Origin of the sequence: Bacillus sp. L381 (assembly GCF_030284525.1) — a bacterium.
GTDB lineage: Bacteria > Bacillota > Bacilli > Bacillales > Bacillaceae > Bacillus > Bacillus amyloliquefaciens.
The window spans coordinates 514,218-531,913 of record NZ_CP127224.1; the positions used below are offsets into that span (position 1 = coordinate 514,218).

The 17,696-nt window shown below is 38.9% G+C and carries 14 protein-coding genes and 7 tRNA genes; 17 read left to right on the top strand and 4 right to left on the bottom strand.

Features of this window, described 5'->3' with window-relative positions; translation table 11 throughout:
• Positions 1-30 precede the first annotated feature (30 nt).
• Positions 31-2,190 (top strand): Tex family protein, encoded by a 2,160-nt coding sequence (locus tag QRX25_RS02480; RefSeq protein ID WP_212100356.1) that lies wholly within the window; start codon positions 31-33, stop codon positions 2,188-2,190.
• A gap of 9 nt (positions 2,191-2,199) precedes the next feature.
• Here QRX25_RS02480 and cmpA read toward each other — a convergent pair whose 3' ends face one another.
• Entirely contained in the window at positions 2,200-2,313 is a 114-nt protein-coding gene (gene cmpA, locus QRX25_RS02485) for a cortex morphogenetic protein CmpA (RefSeq protein WP_003156164.1), read from the bottom strand.
• 99 nt (positions 2,314-2,412) lie between these two features.
• Between cmpA and QRX25_RS02490 the strand changes: the two genes are divergently transcribed.
• The 10 genes from QRX25_RS02490 (at position 2,413) to QRX25_RS02530 (ending at position 4,625) form a co-directional block, all read left to right on the top strand.
• The gene (locus tag QRX25_RS02490; RefSeq protein WP_065982845.1) at positions 2,413-2,862 is read left to right on the top strand and encodes a SprT family protein; all 450 of its coding nucleotides are present in this window, start codon (positions 2,413-2,415) and stop codon (positions 2,860-2,862) included.
• A gap of 135 nt (positions 2,863-2,997) precedes the next feature.
• Positions 2,998-3,072: transfer RNA gene (locus tag QRX25_RS02495), tRNA-Asn, on the top strand.
• Positions 3,073-3,076: 4 nt separating this feature from the next.
• A tRNA-Ser gene (locus QRX25_RS02500) sits at positions 3,077-3,167 on the top strand.
• Between the two features lie 19 nt (positions 3,168-3,186).
• Positions 3,187-3,261: transfer RNA gene (locus tag QRX25_RS02505), tRNA-Glu, on the top strand.
• 11 nt (positions 3,262-3,272) lie between these two features.
• Positions 3,273-3,347, top strand: a tRNA-Gln gene (locus QRX25_RS02510).
• A 33-nt stretch (positions 3,348-3,380) separates the two neighbouring features.
• Positions 3,381-3,456: transfer RNA gene (locus QRX25_RS02515), tRNA-Lys, on the top strand.
• 8 nt (positions 3,457-3,464) lie between these two features.
• Positions 3,465-3,546: transfer RNA gene (locus tag QRX25_RS02520), tRNA-Leu, on the top strand.
• Positions 3,547-3,615: 69 nt separating this feature from the next.
• Positions 3,616-3,699 (top strand) — tRNA-Leu (locus QRX25_RS02525).
• Between the two features lie 154 nt (positions 3,700-3,853).
• Entirely contained in the window at positions 3,854-4,018 is a 165-nt protein-coding gene (locus QRX25_RS19755; RefSeq protein ID WP_115998344.1) for a cystatin-like fold lipoprotein, read from the top strand.
• Positions 4,019-4,187: 169 nt separating this feature from the next.
• Positions 4,188-4,625, top strand: a complete 438-nt coding sequence (locus tag QRX25_RS02530; RefSeq protein WP_115998343.1) for a terpene synthase — start codon at positions 4,188-4,190, stop codon at positions 4,623-4,625.
• A gap of 535 nt (positions 4,626-5,160) precedes the next feature.
• On the opposite strand, the gene QRX25_RS02540 is transcribed toward QRX25_RS02530, so the two are convergent.
• Entirely contained in the window at positions 5,161-5,610 is a 450-nt protein-coding gene (locus QRX25_RS02540; RefSeq protein ID WP_212100359.1) for a hypothetical protein, read from the bottom strand.
• Positions 5,611-6,718: 1,108 nt separating this feature from the next.
• On the opposite strand from QRX25_RS02540, the gene QRX25_RS02545 reads away from it, so the two are divergent.
• The 4 genes from QRX25_RS02545 to cspC all read left to right on the top strand — a co-directional run bounded on the left by QRX25_RS02545 (position 6,719) and on the right by cspC (position 13,181).
• Entirely contained in the window at positions 6,719-11,299 is a 4,581-nt protein-coding gene (locus QRX25_RS02545) for an isopeptide-forming domain-containing fimbrial protein (protein ID WP_212100363.1), read from the top strand.
• Positions 11,300-11,305: 6 nt separating this feature from the next.
• Positions 11,306-11,878, top strand: coding sequence for a class D sortase, LPxTATN-specific (srtD, locus tag QRX25_RS02550; RefSeq protein WP_115998530.1), 573 nt, complete (start codon positions 11,306-11,308; stop codon positions 11,876-11,878).
• Positions 11,879-12,281: 403 nt separating this feature from the next.
• Positions 12,282-12,554 carry a hypothetical protein gene (locus QRX25_RS02555; protein WP_222891153.1) on the top strand — a complete coding sequence of 91 codons (273 nt, stop codon included), beginning with the start codon at positions 12,282-12,284 and terminating at the stop codon, positions 12,552-12,554.
• 423 nt (positions 12,555-12,977) lie between these two features.
• Complete coding sequence (gene cspC, locus QRX25_RS02560) at positions 12,978-13,181, top strand: cold shock protein CspC (RefSeq protein WP_003156143.1); 204 nt, start codon at positions 12,978-12,980, stop codon at positions 13,179-13,181.
• Between the two features lie 763 nt (positions 13,182-13,944).
• Here cspC and QRX25_RS02565 read toward each other — a convergent pair.
• On the bottom strand, positions 13,945-14,406 hold the full coding sequence (locus QRX25_RS02565; protein WP_212100366.1) for a CarD family transcriptional regulator: 462 nt from the start codon (positions 14,404-14,406) through the stop codon (positions 13,945-13,947).
• 724 nt (positions 14,407-15,130) lie between these two features.
• Between QRX25_RS02565 and QRX25_RS02570 the strand changes: the two genes are divergently transcribed.
• Positions 15,131-15,715, top strand: a complete 585-nt coding sequence (locus tag QRX25_RS02570) for a cupin domain-containing protein (RefSeq protein WP_065980776.1) — start codon at positions 15,131-15,133, stop codon at positions 15,713-15,715.
• A 309-nt stretch (positions 15,716-16,024) separates the two neighbouring features.
• Here QRX25_RS02570 and QRX25_RS02575 read toward each other — a convergent pair whose 3' ends face one another.
• Positions 16,025-16,528 (bottom strand): RrF2 family transcriptional regulator, encoded by a 504-nt coding sequence (locus QRX25_RS02575; protein ID WP_065980777.1) that lies wholly within the window; start codon positions 16,526-16,528, stop codon positions 16,025-16,027.
• Positions 16,529-16,726: 198 nt separating this feature from the next.
• Here QRX25_RS02575 and QRX25_RS02580 point away from each other — a divergent pair, with 198 nt between their 5' ends.
• Positions 16,727-17,377, top strand: a complete 651-nt coding sequence (locus QRX25_RS02580) for an FMN-dependent NADH-azoreductase (protein ID WP_212100369.1) — start codon at positions 16,727-16,729, stop codon at positions 17,375-17,377.
• Positions 17,378-17,696: the final 319 nt, after the last annotated feature.

Below are 17,696 nucleotides of genomic sequence, written 5' to 3' on the forward strand. Positions count from 1 at the left end.
TAAGAATGAAGAGATGGAGGCTTTTGTGATATGGAAACGTTAGCCCTTTTGAAAAAACAAATTGCTGAAGAAACAGCTTTATCCCAAAAAAATGTCGAAAGTGTCATCCGCCTGCTTGAAGACGGCAATACCGTCCCGTTTATTGCGCGGTACCGAAAAGAACAGACCGGCTCAATGGACGAGGTGCAGATTCAGGCAATCTCCGAGCGGTGGCAATACATACAAAACCTGACGCAGCGGAAAGAAGAAGTCATCAGATTGATCGCCGAACAGGACAAGCTGACGGACGGACTGAAGCGAAAAATCGAACAAGCGGCCAAACTTCAGGAAGTCGAGGATTTATACCGTCCCTTCAAACAAAAACGGAAAACAAAAGCGACCGTCGCCAAAAGCAAAGGGCTTGAGCCGCTTGCGGACTATATTCTTTCTCTCCCGAAAGAAAACCGGCTCCATGAAATCGCTGATCAATATATCAGTGAAGAGAAAGAAGTCGCTACAAGAGAAGAAGCCATTGAAGGCGCGAAGCATATCATAGCCGAACAAATCTCGGATGATCCTCATTTCAGAAAGTGGATCCGCCAGGAAACGTATAAAAAAGGAATTCTCACATCCACAGCAGGCAAGTCAGCCGCAGATGACGAGAAAAACGTCTATGAAATGTATTATGAATACGAAGAGCCGATCCAAAAAGTCGTTCCTCACAGAGTGCTTGCGATGAACCGCGGTGAAAAAGAAGGCATTTTAAAGATTGCGATCGAACCGCCCGCCGATCAGGTGAAAGCTTATTTAGAAAAGCAAATCATCAAACATCGTGAAACGCCTGTGAAAGAAACGCTGAAAGAAGCCATTGAGGACGGGTACAAACGCCTGATCCAGCCGGCTATTGAGCGTGACATTCGCAAAGAGCTGTCAGAAAAAGCAGACGCGCAGGCAATCCATATTTTCGCTGAAAACCTGCGTAAGCTCCTGCTGCAGCCGCCGATGAAGGGGAAAGTCGTGCTCGGCGTCGATCCGGCTTTCCGTACGGGATGCAAACTGGCAGTCGTTGACGAGACGGGAAAAGTGCTGAAAATCGACGTTATTTATCCGCACGCTCCCGTCAAAAAGACAGCCGAAGCCCAGAAAAAAATCAAACAATTGCTGGACCGATACGAAGTCGAGGTTGTCGCGATCGGAAACGGCACGGCATCAAGAGAGACAGAGCAATTCATCGTTGATGTGTTAAAAGAAACAGAGCGGGACATCTATTATGTCATCGTCAATGAGGCAGGGGCAAGCGTGTATTCCGCGTCAGAAATCGCTCGTGAGGAATTTCCGGATTTTCAGGTCGAAGAGCGCAGCGCCGTCTCCATCGCGCGGAGATTGCAGGACCCGCTGGCCGAGCTTGTGAAAATTGATCCTAAATCCGTCGGCGTCGGGCAATACCAGCATGATGTCAGCCAAAAGCATTTAAACGAATCTCTCCGTTTTGTCGTAGAGACCGTCGTCAACCAAGTCGGGGTAAATGTCAATACAGCATCAGCAGCGCTGCTTCAGTATGTAGCCGGGTTATCCAAAACCGTTGCCGGCAACATCGTCAAAAAAAGGGAAGAACTCGGCAAATTTACAAATCGCAAAGAGCTGAAAGAAATCCCGCGCCTCGGTGCAAAAACATATGAACAATGCATCGGCTTTCTGAGAGTGCCCGAAGGACAGGAACCGCTCGACCGCACCGGGATACACCCGGAAAGCTATAAAGAGACAAAGGCGCTGCTCAAAAAACTTCATCTCACAGCAGATCAGATCGGAAGCGCAGACGTAAAAGAGAAAATCAGCGCACTTCCGCTGGCTGAAACGGCAGAAGAGCTAGGAATAGGGGACATTACGCTTGCGGATATTTGCGGGCAGCTGACAAGGCCGGAGCGCGATCCTCGTGATGAAGTGCCGAAACCTTTGCTGAAAAAAGACGTTCTGCAGCTTGAGGATTTAAAGGAAGGGATGGAATTGCAGGGCACCGTCCGCAACGTCGTAGACTTCGGCGCTTTCGTCGATATCGGCGTCAAGCAAGACGGGCTTGTGCACATCTCAAAACTGAGCAATCAATTCGTCAAACATCCTCTCGACGTCGTATCGGTCGGAGACATCGTCACCGTATGGGTCGAAGGGGTGGACGTGCAAAAAGGCAGAGTGTCGCTGTCTATGGTAAAATAAAAGCACTGCTTACGAGCAGTGTTTTTTTCTGTAGAAGTACCAGCACTGGTTCAGCAGTTTGATTTGGTAATTGTCCTTTTCTAAAAACGCTTTTTGCATTTGTTTCATCAGCCAATTCGGCATGGCTCATTCCTCCTCAGCTTTTAGTTAGAGGGCGGTTTTAACACATTGTATGCGAACGGTGAATTGTCCCGTTCAATGTTTTTAAAGCGGGGTGCACTTATGGATAACGAACAACTTCAAAAGCTGACGGAAGACATCTCTGCACAAGATTTCGGAAAGCCGTTCCGCCACCGGGCCTTCTTCAATGACCGGCTGAAAACGACAGGCGGCCGGTACATGCTGTCTTCCCATAACATCGAATTAAACCGCAAATATCTGCTCGAACACGGCCGGAGCGAGCTGGAAGGCATCATTAAACACGAGCTGTGCCATTATCACCTTCATCTTGAAGGAAAAGGGTACAAGCACAGAGACAAAGACTTCAGAGAGCTGCTTCAGAAAGTCGGAGCGCCGAGATTCTGCACGCCGCTGCAAACAAAAAAGACAGAAAAGAAAACATATATGTATAGATGCACGGCTTGCGGCCAACAGTATATAAAGAAACGGGCAATGAACCCGGAAAGATATGCCTGCGGAAAGTGCAGAGGAAAAATCAAAAGAATTTTTTAAAAAGGCTTGACTCATTTCGGTGATCTATGTTAAATTATAAAAGTCGTTGAGAGACAACGATACTTTCTTAAAAAAACAAATGTTGCTTCTTGACACAATATGTCGCATCATTTATAATGAAGAAAGTCTGATCATTCCACAGTAGCTCAGTGGTAGAGCTATCGGCTGTTAACCGATCGGTCGCAGGTTCGAATCCTGCCTGTGGAGCCATTATGGAGAAGTACTCAAGTGGCTGAAGAGGCGCCCCTGCTAAGGGTGTAGGTCGCGTAAGCGGCGCGAGGGTTCAAATCCCTCCTTCTCCGCCAGATAAGTTCTCAACCAGACGGCCCGTTGGTCAAGCGGTTAAGACACCGCCCTTTCACGGCGGTAACACGGGTTCGAATCCCGTACGGGTCACCATTTACCTTCGTTGGGCTATAGCCAAGCGGTAAGGCAACGGACTTTGACTCCGTCATGCGTTGGTTCGAATCCAGCTAGCCCAGCCATTTTATTTTAAAATTTTGAATCACTTTTAGAGCGAGCCATTAGCTCAGTTGGTAGAGCATCTGACTTTTAATCAGAGGGTCGAAGGTTCGAGTCCTTCATGGCTCACCACTTGTCACGCGGGTGTGGCGGAATTGGCAGACGCGCTAGACTTAGGATCTAGTGTCTTACGACGTGGGGGTTCGAGTCCCTTCACCCGCACTTTATTTTCAAAGTGCTGATCATGATTCACTAGCTTACATGCTTAGTGGAAAGACAGCTTCATAGCACGCGGTCGTGGCGGAATGGCAGACGCGCTAGGTTGAGGGCCTAGTGGGTGAATAACCCGTGGAGGTTCAAGTCCTCTCGGCCGCATCTCAATGATACCAAGGGTTTTGAACCTTTGGTATTTTTTTGTGTTTTATGATTGTGACCAAATGTGTCTACTAACTTGAAGTGAAGCGCTTTTTTATTGTAAGTCTGTAATCTAATTGGTACTTCCCGGTATCCCTATTCATCCTTCTGTTGAATGCGTGCGGTGTATGTATATGATCATGCGATTAATAACGTAATAAAGAAGTATAAGACCTCTTTAAGTGAAAGAGGAAGGGATACTGATGATGTCAAAAGGGGTAATGCCGTAATTCGTGTATATGGTGGTGGGAAATATATTCAGATTGCTTTTTATAATTGATGGCTCACTCAATTATCCTCGAAAAAAAGTTTCTAAATATGTTGCACTGATATATTATGGCACCCTATATATGTGATAATAATAGCAACTTTAGTAGGTGTAACAGTAGGTGATTACTAATGAATCCAAAGTTAGTATTTGGGTTTTAATATTTGAGTAGGGGGAAATTATGCTATCACTTAATAGAGCTTTAAAATTACGTGATTTAGAAGTTTTTCGTGTGCTGAAAGATGGTAACATTTTATCTTACGTAATAATTGAAGATACTCGAAAGCCATTTACAGAAGAAGACAAAAAGCTTGAACCATTATGTTATATGGACGAAGAAGATATTAATGCGATTTTAAATGTTTTTAAGATTTCAATTGTTAATGATGAAAAATTAAATGAAGATGATTCAACTTTTATAAGATCTTGCTTTTTCGAATTTGTTAATAATACAAATTTAACGAATTTTATTATTAAAGAACATGTTCAAAAGGATTTATATGATTACGATGATGAAGATGACATCATTTTCTTTAATAGAATTTTACGTAGTATAGGATCAGATTATGTTATTAAAGAATTTGACGATATAAATTGGATTTATTTATCTCAAGATTGATTTCTTATTTGGTCCGAACATATTCATTCGAATAGACTGCTTCAGCTTGTTAGGCTAGGTGCCCGATATGAACCTCATTCTTTTCGAAGATTTAATGAGAATAAAAGATACGCGATTCTTGTAGCTCATCTATTAACGCTTAGTCAGAATTTAACCGATCAAGCCATACCAACAGGAAATTTGATAGATTCTTTGGAATTTGAAAGAGCATTGCAACAATTTTTGAATGCATTAGAAATTGCAGAGTACACTAAAATTCCTCATCTGATTGGCATGTCTCATATGAACATTGGGATTTGGAAGGACTTTATTTTTCAGCCGAATTCTATTGGGAGTAATGGTGTTAAGTAGCATTTTAGCATTTTCTCACTTTGCGGGTGAGCAGGTTTCAATCGAGGGATTTAAAATAGCAGCCGACCGAGTTGGAGCATAAAAAAAAGCGGAGGGATGCCCTTCGTTTTTTATTTTGCTAATCTTGGTGAGGGATATGATGAAATTACGGAAAGGTAATGAGTGATTACCTTTCCGTAATTCGTTAATTATTTCTTTGAGCAATACTATAATTCATTTTAACCTTACCACCGTTAGCCGGTGGTGAAGCTGTAAATGTGTAATTGTATGTCCAACCAAACCAACCATTTTTAACCTCAGCAGAAATGTGGCCTTGCTTGCCTGGTGCGATGGTTCTTGAGACTTTTCCATCAATTGATATTTTTATGTCATTACTCCCGGTATTTTCAATCCAGAAGTTTACTTGTGCTCCGTCATTCTCATCTAATTCGAACTCCCGACTCCAGCTTGATTGATCAACAGAGCCCTTTGAAACCTCCTTGTTTAGAGCTTTGAATACTCCACTTGTAACTGCATAATTTTTCGAAGATACACTTGTAGTCGACTCCGCAAAAGCAGGTATAGTACAAGTCCCAACAATTACACCAGCTATCAGAGTCGATGATACTCCTTTGAAAATGGACTTAAGATTCACGATTAAGCACTCCTTTTTAATTTATTTTATTATACATGCATACTCCGCATGTATAATACAAATAATACCATGTAAAATAATTACAGTAAATATTTTTTGGATAATAATGTTTGCAACTCAACTTTTGCATCCCAAACATCTCAAATCAGATAAGTAAGCCTTGATATAGCGAGGTAAGTGGAAATTGCGATCTTCTTATTGAGGTACTGCTACTAGCAAAGATTTTCCGATACCCGCAAAACGAAAAAACACTATCCTTTCTCTAAAGTAACGAAAAGGGTAGTGTTTTTTGTGCTATTCAAGATTAATACGTACTCTTTTTTACTCTGTCTATCTATACTGAATTACAAAATCGGACAAGTGAAGATACTACCAAAAGAAAAAACTCAGTGGGCGATACCACATTACTTCTCTTGTTAGTGGTTTCTTAGGTCTTAGCTGGAATTACAAATTTAAAGCTAATATTTTTAGTGATTTTTTTTAAAAAAGTACTTCCCAATTATTGCCCAAAATTCATGAAAAAAGAAGAAAATAGGTGGGAATGAAGATAAGGAATGCTTTATTTATAAGGTTTATGTAATACATGATACGTTTCCACAATGTTGAGGGACCCGAACTCACAAAGAAGATACCAAACTATGATTGGTATCTTTTTTGTTTTTGCATCAGAGGGATCAAATCTTTCTATATTGATGATGTTGAATCAATGGCATGCTCGTCTTACCGCCTACTTTTAACAATCACGTTTTGCCTGATATATCTGCACAAAACACTTATAAACAGTGTTTCGCACAGAATTAAACAATAAAGGACTATTTACCCTTTACAAGTTACGACAAATACTTGATGTTTTTTGCAATCGTACCTTATTTTATGACAAATATATGAATATTTTGTCACATTGTAAAAGATGTGCTTATTTTATATATTTAGAAAAAGGAGAGGGGGACCATATAAAGAACAAAATAAATCCAGAAAGAGGGCTTTTTGCCTAAATTCAGAAACCGATTTTGTAAATGTAAACTTTTTAAAAAATGGTATTTGGGGTGGGGTTATGAGGAAAGCTTTTTTACCTAAGTCTTTTAAACAACAGTTCAGGAAATGCTTCATGTTATTAGCAATCATATTATTAATTGTAAGTAACCTGTTTACTGTTTTGCCTAGCACAGTTAAAAAGGCAGAGGCTGTTACTTCAGATAGTAAATGGCTAACCATGAAATATGATGGATTTTCCAATGATACTGCAAATCAATTGTTGTACTTAAATGGTTCTGCAGAAGTTCCTAATGGGACTAATTTTATACGGCTAACACCAGCATCCGAAATACAAGCTGGAGCAGTCATTAATAAAAATGAGATTTGTCCAAAAGACAATTATTCATTTAGCACAGCCTTTTCGTTTAAAATGAGTAATCCTGGCCCAAAAGGTCCAAGTGACGGGTTAACATTTACTATACAGGGTGATACAACCAGCTCGCTAACTAATGGAGGAAGCCTAGCGTTTTATGGAATTAAACCGAGTTTTACTATTAAATATGACACATTCCTAAACACAGGTTATGGCGATCCTTCTGCAAACTATATCGGACTAGCAGAAAATGGCGATCCGGTTAACAAAGCTGGCTGGTATACTGACTTAGATCAATATAATACAGCTAATGGATCAAACTATGTTTTATCTAACGGAACCCAGTATTATACGTGGATCGATTATGATGGTCTAACTAAGAATGTTCAGGTTCGTCTTGGTACATCACCAGATAGGGCAAGTTCTAAACAAATTTTAGATGTAAATGGTATAGATCTTGGTACTGTATTTAATGGAAAACCTTTTTATGCTGGTTTTACTGGGTCAACAGGATCTCCAAATTATGAGACTCATGATATCTATAACTGGTATTTTGTAAATCATTACAACCCTATTGAGACGCTCAATCCGCAAAATGATTATAAACAAGCGCCCAGCACTGTAAAAGTAATGACTGATCAGTCAAATCAGCAAGGGGGATATAATGTTACGGTAACGTTGCTTGATCCACTAGGTAATCCGGTTCAGGGGGCACCACTTGATTCTTTTACTGCTTCTAGCGGAGAGTTAACCGGACCGAACGGAGAAGCTGTAACAAGTTTAGTTTCTGATGCAGATGGGAAAATTCATGCGATATTGAAAAATGCTGATCATTCTAAAGACATTACAATATCGGCATCCAATGGCTGTGCAAATGATTCCGGCACAATTCCAGCTGGAAACAAGCCACCAACCGCCCCGGATGATTCAAAGACTACGACGGTAAATACACCGGTCTCCGGAGAAGTAAGCGGGTCAGACCCAGATGGTGACAGTTTAACCTATAAAGAAGGTAAGAAACCAAGCAATGGGACGATTAAAGTAAATGATGATGGGACATGGACCTATACACCTGATAAAGACTATTCTGGTGACGATTCATTTACGATTATTGTTGATGATGGATATGGTGGGACGACAGAAACGACAATCACAATTCACGTTAATTATAACCCTCCATCACTAGAGTCGAAAAAAACTGCGGATCTGAAAGAAAAAGCAGCAGGAAATAAGGATGCTGTTCATCCAGAAGTGGGAGACACACTGCTTTACACTATTCAGACTCGAAATACGGTTGAAAACAGTCTTGTGAAAAATCTTGTGATCTCGGATTCTCTTCCGGAAGGATTGGAATATGTTCCAGGAACATTAAAAGTAGATGGTACTGGAGTAAGTGATACCAAGGATGATGATCAGGGGCATTACGTCGATGGAAAAGCTACAGGCGAATTTGGAAATGTAAGCGATATGAAATGGCATGCTGTGACATTTGAAGCCAAGGTACAGCCGGGGCAATCGGGTAAGGATATTGTTAACACAGCAAGCGTGACAGGGGACAATATTGATACTCCGGATAAACCAAAACAAGAAGTCAAAGTATATCCGCGAAATCCTGAATTAGAGTCAAAGAAAACATCTTCTATTCAGGAAAAAGGTGAAGGTAATACTGATGCAGATCATCCTGAGGTGGGAGATACACTTCTCTACAAAATTCAGACACGAAATATTTCTGAAGACAGTCTAGTGAAAAATCTCGTCATTTCAGATGCAATTCCAGAAGGGCTGGAGTATGTCCCAGGAACATTAAAAGTAGACGGCACTGCGGTAAGTGACTCAGAAGGCGATGACCAAGGTCACTACGCAGACGGCAAAATTGTAGGAGATTTCGATGAAGTCACTGACATGGAATGGCATAATGTCACGTTTGAAGTGAAAGTGAAAACGGGCCAAGCAGGTAAAGACATTGTCAACACTGCGAATATCAGCGGTGATAATGTCGACATTCCTAACAAACCTAGTAACGAGGTCAAAGTATATCCGAGGGATCCTGTTTTAGAGTCAGAAAAAACGGCGAAGAATTTTGACTCGGCCAAAGAAAAATATGAAGTAGGCGACACTGTAGTCTACACCATTAAGGCACGTAATAAAATAACGGAAAGTACCTTAGAAAATCTTGTGATTTCAGATGAGCTTCCAGCTGGTTTATCATATGTAGATGGCAGCTTAAAAGCAAGCAACGGCGGGGAAGCAACAGTCAAGGACGGCAAGGTTACTGCTAACTTTGGCAACGTCACTGACACTGAGTGGCGGACTGTGACATTCCAAGCGAAAATTGAGTCCGGATATGCGGAAAAAACGATTAAAAACGTGGCAACCGTTGACGGCGGCAATATCGATTTACCGGATAAGCCCGAAACAAGTATCAAAATTGATCCTAAGGATCCAAAACTAGAATCAAAGAAAACAGCTTCCATTAAGGAAAAAGCTGATGGAAATAAAGATGCGGACCATCCAGAAGTGGGAGACACACTTCTTTACACAATCGAAACCCGAAACACGATTGGAGACAGCCTTGTCAAAAATCTTGTCATCTCGGATTCTTTTCCGGAAGGAATAGAATATGTGTCAGGAACATTGAAAGTAGATGGTACAGAAGTAAGTGATGATCAAGACGATGATCATGGCTATTATGCCGACGGTAAGGTGTCAGGTGAGTTTGGGAATGTAACAGATACGAAGTGGCACTCTGTGACATTTGAAGTAAAAGTGAAGTCTGGTCAAGCAGGTAAAGATATCGTCAACACAGCAAATATCAGCAGCGACAATATCAAGACTCCTGACAAGCCAAGCCATGAAGTGAAAGTATATCCGCGAATTCCTGTTTTAGAATCAGAAAAGACAGTGAAGAACCTTGATACGGACAAAAAGAAATATGAAGTAGGCGACACTGCTGCTTACACGATTAAGACCCGAAATACAGTATCCGACGGTAAAGTGGAAAATCTGGTTATTTCAGATGAACTTCCAGCCGGATTGAAGTATGTCGAAGGCAGCTTAAAAGCGAGCAACGGCGGAGAAGCAACAATCAAGGACGGAAAAATCACAGCTAACTTTGGTGATGTTACAGACACAGAATGGCATACTGTAACATTCCAAGCGAAAATTGAGTCCGGCTATGCGGAAAAGACGATTAAAAATGTGGCAACTGTTGATGGTGACAATATCGACACACCGGATAAACCGGGTACAGACATTAAAGTCGATCCTAAAGATCCAAAATTAAAATCAAAGAAAACAGCCTCCATTAAGGAAAAAGCTGAAGGAAATAAAGATGCGGATCATCCAGAATCGGGCGACACGCTTCTTTACACAATCCAAACCCGAAACACAATTGGAGACAGCCTTGTCAAAAATCTTGTCATCTCGGATTCTCTTCCGGATGGATTAGAATATGTTTCAGGAACACTGAAAGTAGACGGTACAGCGGTAAGTGATGATCAAGACGATGATCATGGCTATTATGCCGACGGTAAGGTGTCAGGTGACTTTGGCAATGTGACAGATACGAAATGGCACTCTGTGACATTTGAAGTAAAAGTGAAGTCTGGTCAAGCAGGTAAAGATATCGTCAACACTGCAAACATTAGCAGCGATAATATCACGACTCCTGACAAACCGAGCCATGAAGTGAAGGTATATCCGCGAATTCCTGTTTTAGAATCTGAAAAAACAGCGAAGAATCTCGACACAGACAAAAAGAAATACGAAGCAGGAGACACTGTTGTTTACACAATTAAGACCCGAAATACAGTATCCGACGGTAAAGTAGAAAATCTGGTTATTTCAGATGAACTTCCAGCCGGATTAAAGTATGTCGAAGGCAGCTTGAAAGCGAGTAACGGCGAAAAAGCAACAATCAAGGACGGCAAGGTTACTGCTAACTTTGGCGATGTCACTGACACTGAGTGGCGGACTGTGACATTCCAAGCGAAAATTGAGTCCGGATATGCAGGCAAAACGATTACAAATGTGGCAACTGTCGAAGGCAGCAGTATTGATAAGCCGGATAAGCCTGAAGCAGATATTACAGTCCAACAGAAGGACCCTGTATCTGACAAACCAGAGGCACCTGGAAAACCAAGCAAGCCTAATAATTCAACCAACACTAGCAATCCAGAAAAGCCAAAACAAACTGAGCCTACAACTAAAGATCAGGGAAGTGACACAGGAAATGAGCTTCCAAATACAGCAACAAATACGTATAATCTGATCCTTGTTGGTTTGGTATTGTTAGTAGCAGGAACTGCACTCTGGTACTTTAGAAGAAAAAGAAATGCCTGATGCTGCATGAAGAAATATCTTCCTATATGCATCATTATTGCTGGACTCATTTTTACAGGTTACGGAGTCTGGAAAGTGGTGGACATCAATCATAAGACAGAACAAACATTAGATGAGGCTAAACTTGCACTAAAGAGCCCTTCTGGAAAAAGTAAAGGCTCAGATAAAGAAGGATTTAAGCCTAAGTTCGGAGAGGCAGTTGGCATCCTGGAGATTCCAAAAATCAACGCAGAGCTTCCGATTGTAGAGGGAACCGATGCGGAAGATTTGGAAAAAGGAGTCGGCCATTACAAAGGCAGTTATTATCCAGATGAAAACGGACAAATTGTTCTATCAGGTCATCGTGATACCGTCTTCCGCCGAACGGGAGAACTGAAAAAAGGTGATCAATTAAAAGTTGAGCTGCCATTTGGAAGTTTTTCATATGAAATAGACAAAACAAAAATTGTAGACAAAACAGATACGTCTATTATTACGTTACAGCATGATAAAGAGGAGCTCATACTTACAACTTGTTATCCCTTTTCATATATCGGTAATGCTCCAAAGCGATATATCATTTATGCAAAGCGCATATGAGAAAATCAAGAAGATCAAGATTAGCTGACGAATTTTCGTCAGCTTTTTTACAATAAGAAAGAAAATAAAATTCTAAAATCAATATAAATGAAAAATGTTAGACGTTTACTGTTTTGGCTCACCATTTTTTAACCATAATTCATATAAACGTATAGAAATGATGGCAAATCAATATAAGGAGTGTAATGAAAACAAGCTTTCATAACCAGTGATATGGATTTACTATGTTGAGGGCCTAGTGGGTGAATAACCCGTGAAGGTTCAAGTCCTCTCGGCCGCATCCCAATGATACCAAGGGTTTTACCACCTTTGGTATTATTTTTTTATGAGAAAATGCGGCCTTGGATGAAGACTTGCTCACCAGTTACTTAAAGTAAGTCATAAAAATGATTTGCTGTTTCCTATGAACCCGTTCAAGATTATAGAAGGACTTTATTTTAGTGATGATGAATATTCTTTAATTGAAGAGGCCTTTTCGTATCTGAATAAAAGAAGAATGTTCGGAGACATTGAAAATTTTGCAATCAGAGCAGCGGAGTATTTTTATGAAAAAGAGGATTTATCACGTTCCAATGAATATTATCGACTGAGTATTGAAGCGAGACGGAAAATAAAAAAAGGGGAGATTATTAATGAAGATCAGCCGGACTTTGTTTACAGTCATTTTATTGGGTAGCATTACAGGAGTGGTTTTAACAAATGATGTCCCTGTTATCAAAGCTCCTTTTCATGTTGCTGATGACAGAGTAGGTGCTTAGTGAGTTAGATCAAAAAAAACAAATTCGTAGACAGAGCAGATTCGTCTATCATACGGTAGCATAAAAAAGAGACAGTTCATTCTTACTGCTTGTTATCCCTTTTGATTTAACCCTATTGGAACCTATCTAAGAAAACCATACCAAAATATCGACATGTTTAACAAATAATATCATGAATGAAACATAATATTAATTTGCAGTTATTTCCGTTTCGTGCTATGATAAAGAGGAATTATTTTTGTTCGTGTAAAGAATAGTATGAATATCGACTTTTCGTCTTGATGATACTTTGGGCAAGGATAGTAATACAATGTGTGGTAACACACTAGGAGGAAACAAAAATGGAACAAGGTACAGTTAAATGGTTTAATGCAGAAAAAGGTTTTGGATTTATCGAACGTGAAAATGGAGACGATGTATTCGTACACTTTTCTGCAATCCAAAGTGACGGATTCAAATCTTTAGACGAAGGTCAAAAAGTAACGTTTGACGTTGAGCAAGGTGCTCGTGGAGCTCAAGCTGCTAACGTTCAAAAAACTGCTTAATCTTCAATCGTTTATACAAACAGGCTCTTTATAGGGCCTGTTTTTTTATGTTCTCTGTATAATACCTAATAAAAAACCCTACTCAACGTTCGAGTAGGGAGAGATGGTACAAGGTAATAGAAAAAGGTTTAAAACTTCAAAGGTTTGTTTACAGTATAACATATTGGATTGACAATATGCGGAATGTATATAAATTATTTGTTTTTATGTTCTCAATATAACTGCATGTTATTCTTTTTTCTTTCACTAACCTGCTCGTTAATTTAAGTACAAGGTTAAATGAATTATATCTAGAAATTTCGTCATTTTTTTATTCTTGACCATATATTTAGATGTTACAACTCGCATATCTCTTTTATGAAAAGAGATAAACAACTACTATTCACTGTCGCAGCAGATGTAAGAAATTCTTAAAGATAGAGAGGAGAGTGGTTGTTTTTTCTTCTGGAAATAATCACTTAGACCTAAAACAATGAAAGCCCTACCTCTCTTCCATCCTTACGGCTCCTTGTCCGTGCCAGTGTGAATCAGGATTACAAAAATCAAGTGACTATTTCATCGAGTTTTTTGATAAAACTTCAAATGTTCGTTGGAGAAATTTTAATAATAAAAACAGATTAGATTGTAGGAATAATAAAAGAGGTGAATGTTCTAAAAGTAAGTTGAAGAAGTTAAACGTCTTTGAAATAGTTAACCTTTAATCGTAATATTCTGAAGATTTATGGGTGCTTTTTGGAATGCAAAACATTATCTATAATAAACCTTAACAGAAACTTTTTATTTGGTTTTCAGTGATTCCTTTAATGACTTCCAGTTCACTAATCAAAAATTCATATGCATTATCCAACATTTTTTTTTCGCTTGTATTAAGTGCTTTTTCATTCTTCATACGCATTAAATCACGTACAACTTCAGCACCTTCTTGTATTTTACCCGTTTTTATTTTGTCTGTGTTTACTTTATACCTTTGTTTCCACGGCAGTAACTTATCTGATTCTCCATGCTGAAAAATGTGCATAATGTGTTTTAATGCAAGTATATCAGTAACTGGTCGTATATTTAAACTCAATATTTTACGCGTTGGAATCATAACTGTCATATTACCGATTGACATTTTTATGACATAATAGTGTTCTTTTTCCTCTAAGAATTCTTTTTCTTCTATGGCTTCAATTATACCTGCTCCGTGCATTGGATAAACAATGTTATCGCCAATTTGAAACATATAATCCACCTCCATATATGGTAACTTAACTTAAGATTACCACATATGGAACGTGATATCAAATTTTTAATAATAACATGACCGTTTTTCGGTGTCAATAACTTTTTCTGAAAAACAAATCAAGTAACATCAAAACGTTAGGGGACCTGTGGGATTCCCAAAAACGAAGCTAATATTTCCTGGAGAATCAGTTTTTTTTGTTAATTGTTAAAATTGCTGATGGTACTCTTTTGTATTCTTTCCTTAGATGGGTATTCTAACAACATGCCACCAATGACATGTTTGCTAATCTATATGAGCACAATTTAATCACCGATTTTTAACCATAATTCGTGAAAACATATAGAAATGATGAAAATGGAGGATAGAGAGTGTAATGAAAACAAGCTTTCATAACCAGTGATATGGATTTACTATGTTGAGGGCCTAGTGGGTGAATAACCCGTGGAGGTTCAAGTTCTCTCGGCCGCATCTCAATGATGCCAAGGGTTTAACCACCTAAAGAGGAGGGGGATATAGTCCCCTTCTTTTTTGTGTATTAGAAATAGTTAACTTCTTTAGAGTACCGATAAAATACACTGATATAACTGTTTCTCTTTATTAAGAAGTTATGTGTTTAAGGCTAAATACCGTTTCATTTAAATGAAATTCCTTTATGTGGAACATTCCCATAAAAAAAGCATATGGTTATATCATAAAAATCTAAAATTGTGGGGATCAAAAAATGTACTATATACCTTTTTTGCATCAATGTTATTATTATGTGAATGTACCGATGTATGTCGATGGAAGATCTGTTTATTGGACTATCCCAAATGACGCAGAGCATGCAAACAGATTTGAATATTTGGGATCTTCATACGAAGATAGGAACCTTCTCTTGAAAGATTATGGGCCAAAACCATTTGCTGTAAATATCAATAAAGCCACGAAACAAAACAATACGTTCCGTACTGCCCTATGGACAGGAAAACATTTTCAAGTTACTTTGATGAGTATTGGTATTGGAGAAGATATCGGTTTGGAAATCCATCCTAACGTAGATCAATTCTTACGGATTGAGCAAGGCCGAGGGATAGTTAAAATGGGCAAGAGTAAAGAAAATTTAAATTTCCAAAGAAATGTCTATGATGATTTTGCCATTTTTGTACCTGCGGGCACTTGGCACAATGTGATTAATACAGGTAATACGCCATTAAAACTATACTCCATTTATGCTCCTCCTAACCATCCATTTGGTACGGTTCATGCGACCAAAGCAGATGCAGCGGCTGCGGAAGGTGAGCATAGGTATTCTGCAGAAGTTTGAGCAATCCGGAAAAATGTTTTGAATTTTTCATCAATCTGTTTTTCTAAATGAAACAAACGTAATCCGTGCTCAAAAAGGAATTCACCTTCAGATGTAAGCTGAATTCCTCTAGACTGCTTCAGCTTGCTGGGCTAGGAAAGGTTTAATGAGAATAAAAGATACGCGGTTCTTGTAGCTCATCTATTAACTCTTAGTCAGAATTTAATCGATCAAGCTATACCCATAGGTGCAGCAGTATTTTTATAAATTCAAACATCGATATGAAAAACGGTAATATTAAAGGCGCAAAAAAAGCTCTAACTAATTAATTTAGTCAGAGCTTTTTTTTATGAAGTATTCCCGAGTATCTGTCCTTGTTTTTTTAGGCAATACGGCGTCCAGTTCCTTGTTTAACCATGCGAGTGTTTTATTACGAAGATACTTACGCATCTGTTCTTCTGCTTCAAGCATTACCAAGTTAATTGTACAAGAAGAATTGCTGGATTCACAGGAGTTGCATTTATCACGATAAAGCAGGCCATTGCTAACAATATTTTTACATTGAAAAATGGGTTTTGGTCCTTCAACAGCCTCTATTACATCCCAAAATGAAATATCTTCCGGGGATTTTGCTAACCTATATCCTCCCTTTACACCAGGGACAGAATTTACAATACCAGCTTTAGATAATTTACCGAAAACTTTTGAAAGAAATGTTTCTGAAAGTCCTTGGAACTCTGCAAGATCCCTAATCCCGACACTTTCCTTGGAGGGAACATCTATTAAATAAACCAGGCAATGTAAAGCATATTCAACCCCAACACTATACTGCATATAAACTCACCTGCTTTTGTTTTTGTGGGTAATCACATTGTATCTTAGGAGTATTTTAGGTGATAGTCAATCATAAAACCCTTCTTTAGATATATTATTTGTTTCATTTGACAAAATAAAATGAAGGGTTTATATTAAAGATCTATTTAATCGTCGATCAAATTGGTCTTTAATAGAAGATAAAAGGAGGAATTTCAAATGAGCAAAACACTTATCATTAACGCACATCCGAAAGTAGATGATGCATCATCATACAGTTTGCAGGTAATGAACCATTTTTTGGAAACTTACAAAGGATTAATTCCAAAGAGTGAAGAGCTTGAGCAGATTAACTTGTATAGTGATGAAGTGCCTATGATTGATAAAACAGTTTTAAGCGCATGGGAAAAGGCAGGAAAAGGCGATGAACTGACTGGTGATGAACAAAAAGTAACGGAACGTATGACAGAAGTATTGAAACAATTTAAAAGTGCAAAAACGTATGTCATCGTTTTGCCTTTGCATAATTTCAATATTCCATCAAAATTAAAAGACTACATGGACAATATCATGATCGCACGTGAAACATTTAAATATACTGACACTGGGTCAGTGGGTCTGCTTAAAGATGGACGAAGAATGCTTGTCATACAAGCTAGCGGATCAATTTATACAAATGATGATTGGTATGAAGAAGTTGAATACTCTCATAAATATTTGAAATCAATGTTCAATTTCCTCGGTATTGAGGATTATCAAATTATACGAGTGCAAGGAACAGCTTTACTAAGTCCGGAGGATGTTTTACAAAAAGCAAATAAAGAAGTTGAAGAAGCTGCTTCAAGATTAGCAGGGAAAAGGGAAGCCTGAAGATCATTGTTGGTTAGAACAGCTGAAGCTAAAGTACAATCAATTATATGATGGTGGGAAGTATATTCAACTTGCGTTTTGTGCCTAATTATCCTGGTATCTATTCTTGTCTTGGCGGATTAGATTGGTGAGGATATTTTGAGCAGACATATAAGTCTGCTCTTTTTAATTGAAGAGACCTTTTCGTATCTGAATAAAAGAAGAATGTTCGGAGACATTGAAAATTTTGAATCAGAACAGCGGATTCTTTTTATGAAGAAGGGGATTTATCACGTTCTAATGAATATTATCGATTGAAGTATTGAAGCGAGACGGAAAA